Annotated in this window: 5 protein-coding genes; all 5 read left to right on the forward strand. The window is 47.9% G+C overall.

The features are described from left to right. The first annotated feature begins 8 nt into the window (after window positions 1–8). Window positions 9–362, forward strand: coding sequence for a YbaB/EbfC family nucleoid-associated protein (locus DFR60_RS29755; RefSeq protein ID WP_002605641.1), 354 nt, complete (start codon window positions 9–11; stop codon window positions 360–362). A 2-nt stretch (window positions 363–364) separates the two neighbouring features. Then, on the forward strand, window positions 365–961 hold the full coding sequence (gene recR / locus DFR60_RS29760) for a recombination mediator RecR (RefSeq protein ID WP_002605640.1): 597 nt from the start codon (window positions 365–367) through the stop codon (window positions 959–961). A gap of 30 nt (window positions 962–991) precedes the next feature. Next, complete coding sequence (locus DFR60_RS29765) at window positions 992–4,000, forward strand: hypothetical protein (protein WP_110326883.1); 3,009 nt, start codon at window positions 992–994, stop codon at window positions 3,998–4,000. A gap of 91 nt (window positions 4,001–4,091) precedes the next feature. Next, window positions 4,092–4,928, forward strand: coding sequence for a Cof-type HAD-IIB family hydrolase (locus tag DFR60_RS29770; RefSeq protein WP_167437772.1), 837 nt, complete (start codon window positions 4,092–4,094; stop codon window positions 4,926–4,928). 11 nt (window positions 4,929–4,939) lie between these two features. Beyond that, on the forward strand, window positions 4,940–5,668 hold the full coding sequence (locus tag DFR60_RS29775) for a CvpA family protein (RefSeq protein ID WP_110326887.1): 729 nt from the start codon (window positions 4,940–4,942) through the stop codon (window positions 5,666–5,668). Window positions 5,669–6,050: the final 382 nt, after the last annotated feature.

Genomic DNA, 6,050 nt, shown 5'->3' on the forward strand with positions numbered 1-6,050 from the left:
CATACACCATGGCAAAGCGTGGCGGTTTTTCAGGCGGAATGCCTGGCAATATGAATAATTTAATGAAGCAGGCTCAGAAAATGCAGCGTCAGATGGAAGAGACGACGAAGGAGCTGGAGACAAAAGAGTATACGGCGACAGCAGGCGGCGGAGCAGTATCCGTTACCGTATCCGGAAAGAAGGAAGTGACTGCGGTGAAGCTTACTGAAGAAGTGGTGGATCCGGATGATATTGAGATGCTGGAAGACCTGATTGTGGCTGCGACCAACGAGGCGTTCCGCCAGATGGAGGAAGAGAGCAGCGCGGCCATGTCCAAGCTGACCGGCGGCCTGGGCGGTATGGGCGGAGGCTTTCCTTTCTAATCATGGATTATTACAGCAGTCAGATAACGAAATTAATAGAAGAGCTTTCCAAGCTTCCCGGAATAGGAAGCAAATCCGCACAGCGTCTGGCATTTCACATTATCAATATGCCGGAGGAATCAGTAACGAGCCTGGCCTCATCCATTACTGAGGCGAAGCATAATGTCCATTACTGCAAGGAGTGTTTCACTCTAACAGACCAGGAGCTGTGCCCGATCTGCAAAAGTGATAAACGCAACCATAAAGTCATCATGGTTGTTGAGGATACAAGGGATTTGGCGGCTTACGAAAAAACGGGGAAGTATGACGGTGTTTACCATGTGCTTCATGGAGCGATCTCTCCCATGCTGGGAATCGGCCCGAATGATATCAAGCTGAAGGAGCTGATGCAGCGGCTTCAGGGTGATGTGGAAGAAGTTATCATCGCTACCAATTCCAGTCTCGAAGGGGAAACTACGGCGATGTATTTAAGCAAGCTGATAAAGCCTACAGGCGTACGGGTAACCCGCATTGCCAGCGGCGTGCCCGTCGGCGGAGATCTGGAATACATAGATGAAGTAACATTGTTACGGGCCCTGGAAGGCCGGGTCGAACTGTAACTCATTAACCTTGTTAGGAGATGCAAAAGAATGGATAAGTACGAGTTTAATATTAAAGTTGAACAGATAAAGAAGCTTGTCGGCAAGAGTGATTATGAGACGGCCATGAAGATTGCCGATACCATTGACTGGAGGCGTGTGAGGAACACGAACCTGCTGTCTATGGTAGCCATGGTTTACGAGAAAAATGAGGACTATGAAGAGGCCAGAGAGATTCTTCTTCTGGCGTTTGAACGTGCCCCCATTGGGAAACGTCTGCTCTATAAGCTGGCAGAACTCGCATTAAAAGAGGGCAATATTGATGAAGCTGAGGCATATTACAGGGAATTCAGCGATCTGGCCGGAGATGATCCGAGACAGCAGCTTCTACGCTATTTAATTTTGAAAGCAAAAGGTGCGCCTGCCCAGCAGTTAATCCATTCTCTTGAATCTTATACAAGTCAGGAAATTGATGAGAAATGGCTGTATGAGCTGGCTGAGCTTTACAGCATAGCAGGTATGGCCGACAGATGCGTGGAGACATGCGATAAGATCATGCTGATGTTTGGCCTTGGAAAATACGTGGATAAGGCGATGGAACTGAAAATCCAGTACGCACCGCTTACGACCTACCAGATGGATCTGGTGGAAAACCGTGATAAATATGAGGCAAAGCTTCGCGCTGTGGAACAGGAATACGGACTCGGCGGAGGCCAGATGAATGTTCCGGAGCAGGATGAAGAATACTATGATGATGGGAATCCGGGGATGGACATGCCGGAGGAACCCTATTATGGAGATTTACAGGCCAGGATGCAGGAAGCCGAGGTTCAGGAAGGGCTGGCCCGGGAGATGTCCCGCATGTCTTACGAGGAACCGCCGGCTGAACAGCGCCCCAGGAGACATGACAACACACGGGTGCTCGATGATATCAGACGGATTAACCGCCCGGTTATGAGGGACTCTGAATACGATGGCGCTTCCATGGCGGCCGTAGAGACCGCAGCAGCAGGAACCGCATATGCAGGAGGTGCATTTGCCGGGGCAGCAGACGGAATGGCTGGTGCTGCATACGGTGCAGCGGATGCCGTAGTCCATATGGCTGGGAATGCAGAGCGCCTTGCTTCTGCAATGCCAAGACCGCGAGGAATGATGCGTATGCCGGAGATGGCTGATGAAGTCCCTGCAGAGCCAGTGATTGAGGAAGACTATACCTATGGAAATTCCGGATATGGAGAATCTTCCTATGGCGATGCTTCCTATGAAGACGGCTCTTATGGCGACGCTTCTTATGACGGACAGGCTTATAACGGAGATACCTATGGAAAGCCAGGATATGGGGAGAATTCCTATGGCGAGCCGGCATACGGAGAGAATGCGTATGGAGAGGCCGCTTATGGAGAAAACGCATATCGAGAGCCAGGCTATGGGGGACATGCATATGGAGACGCCTCCCATGGCCAGAGTACCTATGGAGAGACTGCTTATGGTGAAAACACCTACGGAGATTCTGCCTATGGTGAAAATAACCATGAAGGCGCTGCCTATGGAGATAACTCCTATGGGGAAGCGGCCTATGGAGAAAATACTTCTGAAGAATCAGCCTATGGCGGGAATTTGGCTGATGACGTGGCATACGGCGCATCTGATTATGACGATCCGGCATATGGTGAGACTGCGTACAGCGATTCCGCTGATGGTGAATTAACTGGTGATGATCCGGTCTATGGTGAGACTGTCTATGATGAACCGGAGACATCTTATGATGAATCAGAGGGCGATGATTCCGCTTACGTTCAGGGGGATTCTGAATACAGCACACCGGAAGACCATAGGGCAAATGTCACTGTTTTGAACAAACGGCGTACAGAAGATGACGTTCTTGAGGTAGAAGACCTTGAAGATGAAGAGGAAGAACCTCCGGTATTAAATCATTTGATGATTGAAGCCAGGACTCCCGAAAAAGGACTTAAAATTGCTGTAGAGGCATTAAAGCAGATTCATAATGAATCCGGCATAAAAAATCCGGTCGCCAAGATTACAGGAGAGAAGCTTTCCAAAAGGGGCGTGCTCGCATCCGCATCTAAACTGGCCGGAAAAGATCTTGTTATAGAAGAGGCAGGAGATTTGACTCCGGAAGCCTTAGAAGAATTATATGAACTGATGAATCACGATAACAGCGGCATGATTGTCGTTTTGATCGATAATCCCAAGCAGATGGAGAATCTTCACAGAAACCATCCGCGTCTTGCCAGCAAGTTTGAATGCATAGGAAGCGGAGAAGGCTATGAACCTGGCGAGGAGTATACTCAAACCATATCTCCGGCACAGGAGCCGCGTCCGGCGGCAAGAAATGAAGAGCCTGTTATGGGGGCTGCTGCTCCAAAAGCTGCGGTAAGACCTCTCTATCCGGAACGAAATGATGCTCCGGTCAGACGCCAGCCTGCTCCACCAGTCCAGGAGGTTATTCCTGAACCGCGCCGTCAGCCTGTTTACGCCGACGAGCCTTATGAAGAGAATTCTTACGATCAGGATATCAGAGATGCACAGTCATATGAGACGGATTCTTATGAAGAGGAGGTCTATGATGATTTCCCGGATGAGGAGGCGGCACCGAAAAAGAAAAAAGGTCTGTTCCGCAACCGTAAAAAGCCGGTTTACGAGGAGATGGAACCGGAAGAGTCCTATGATGAAAATGACGATTACTATGTGGAAGAAGACGAAGACGGCGAGGAAGCCATGTCTTACCGCAATGATGATGGTCCTGGAAGTCACGGGGAAGAGATGGATATTGACGAGTTCGCTCAGTACGCCTGCCGTTATGCCAATGAAATTGACTGCAGCATAACCGGAAAGAGCATGCTGGCCTTGTATGAGCGAATCGAGATCATGGAAGAGGACGGAGTGGCTTTGACAAGAGAGAATGCGGAAGGCCTGATTGAAGAAGCGGCAGACCGTGCAGAAAAGCCATCCTTCGGAAAACGCGTCAAGGGAATATTCTCATCCAAATATGATAAAGACGGCCTTTTGATCCTGAAAGAAGAGCATTTTATTTACTAATTAAAACGACGGTAATTCTGCCGTAAGCCTTTGATTCTGCACAGGAACCGAATTGGTGCACGGCGGAATCAAATAACTAATTGGAGCATGAATTGTGGATATCAGATTAATTGCACTTGATTTGGACGGAACGCTTCTGGACAGCCAGAAGCGTCTGTCTTCCCGTAACAGACAGGCGCTGACGGAATGCCTGGAACGAGGCATTCACATTGTTCCGACGACCGGAAGAACCGTGTCTGGGATTCCTTCAGTCGTTCGGGAACTGCCGGGAGTACGCTATGCCATTACAACGAATGGCGCCGTGGTAGAGGATATGAAAGAAGATCTAACATTGTCGGAGTGTACTATTCCATGGGAACTGGCGCTGAAGATATTAAAAATTATAGATCAGTATCATGTAATGTACGATCCATACATTGAGCGCCGCGGCATTACTGAACCGCGTTTTTACGAACATTTAACGGAATATGGTCTGAGGCCGGAGCTTCAGGAAGTGGTCCGGATGACCAGAGATGTTTATCCGAATATTATTGAGTTTCTTGAGACCTGCCGGAAGCCGGTGGAGAAGATCAATTTATTTTTTCCGGAGATAGAAGAACGCACAAAGGTAAGAAAGGTGCTGGAAGAGATCGATGGAATTCTCATTACCTCCTCCATGCCTATGAATCTTGAAATCAACGCGCCAGGAGCGACAAAAGGCGGTGGTATCCGCCGGCTGGCGGAGCATCTGGGGCTTAAGAGAGAGCAAACAATGGCCGTGGGAGACGGAGAAAATGATTTTTCCATGATCTTAGAGGCCGGAATCGGCGTAGCCATGAAAAATGGCCGACCGGATCTCTGCAAGGCAGCAGACTATATTACGGACACAAACGACGAAGATGGAGTGGCATCGGCCATATACCGATTCGTCCTGGAGGCAGAATTATAACGAGGAATTTTATGGAAAATTGGTTATCGATCGCGGCCGGGGTCTACCTGCTGTCCATGGTTCTATACGGACATTACAGGGGATTTATCCGGCTTGCGGTATCTATGGTGGCATTAGTGGCGGCTCTGGCAATTGTGCACGTATCCATGCCGAAAGTAACAGAATATTTAAAAGAAAATACGTCGATACAGCAGACGCTGTCCAACAGCATGAAGCAGGCGGCAGGTATCGGCCTGCCGGAAGAAACTGGTGATGAGGAAGAGAAAGATGAAGATGTGCCATCCGTACAGCGCACGATTATCGAGAACCTTAATCTGCCTCAGAATGTCAAATCGGCGCTGATAGAAAATAATAATCACGAAGTCTATGAGCTTTTGGGAGTCAATGCCTTTGCTGATTATATAGGGAACTATCTGGCGGACATGATTTTAAATTCCGTGGGCTTCGTACTGATGTTTGCGATCGTATATCTTCTGATTAAGCTTGTGGTGCGCTGGCTGGATTTGATTGCCCGCCTTCCAATCCTTTCTGGAATGAATAAAATTGCAGGTGCGCTCCTCGGAGGCGTTCAGGGGCTGATCTTTCTCTGGATTCTCTGCCTGGTCTTAACGGCGTGCTCCGGTACTTCATGGGGAATGACACTGATTCGTCAGGTGGAAGCCAGTAAATGGCTGTCCTTTCTATATGAACATAATTTCCTGAATGCAATTGTTTTGGGCGTCATCCATGGTATGCTGTAGGTCTGCAATTGTTGATATCATATATTCAATTAAAACAAATCACTGGTCAGAATGAAAAAATGTCTGTCCGGTGATTTTTGTTATAACCACAAAATATAGGAAAAATCAAGAAATAAGAGCATATTTAGTGTTGTGAAAAATTGTTTGAGAAAATGGAACAAATTCCCTTGACTTTATTTGGCGAACATGATATATTATAACTCCAGCACGGATACAGTCCGGTGCAGGGCTCAGTTGAAAAGCTGAAAAGAAAATTTGAAAAAGTTGTTGACAAAACAGAGACGATATGGTAATATAAACGAGTTGCTGTTGAGAACATAACAACGCAAAGCACTTTGAAAACAGAAGATTGAACAGTATGTAAAACCCTGAAAATTCTAAT

This window comes from Hungatella effluvii (genome assembly GCF_003201875.1).
Taxonomy (GTDB): Bacteria; Bacillota; Clostridia; order Lachnospirales; family Lachnospiraceae; genus Hungatella; species Hungatella effluvii.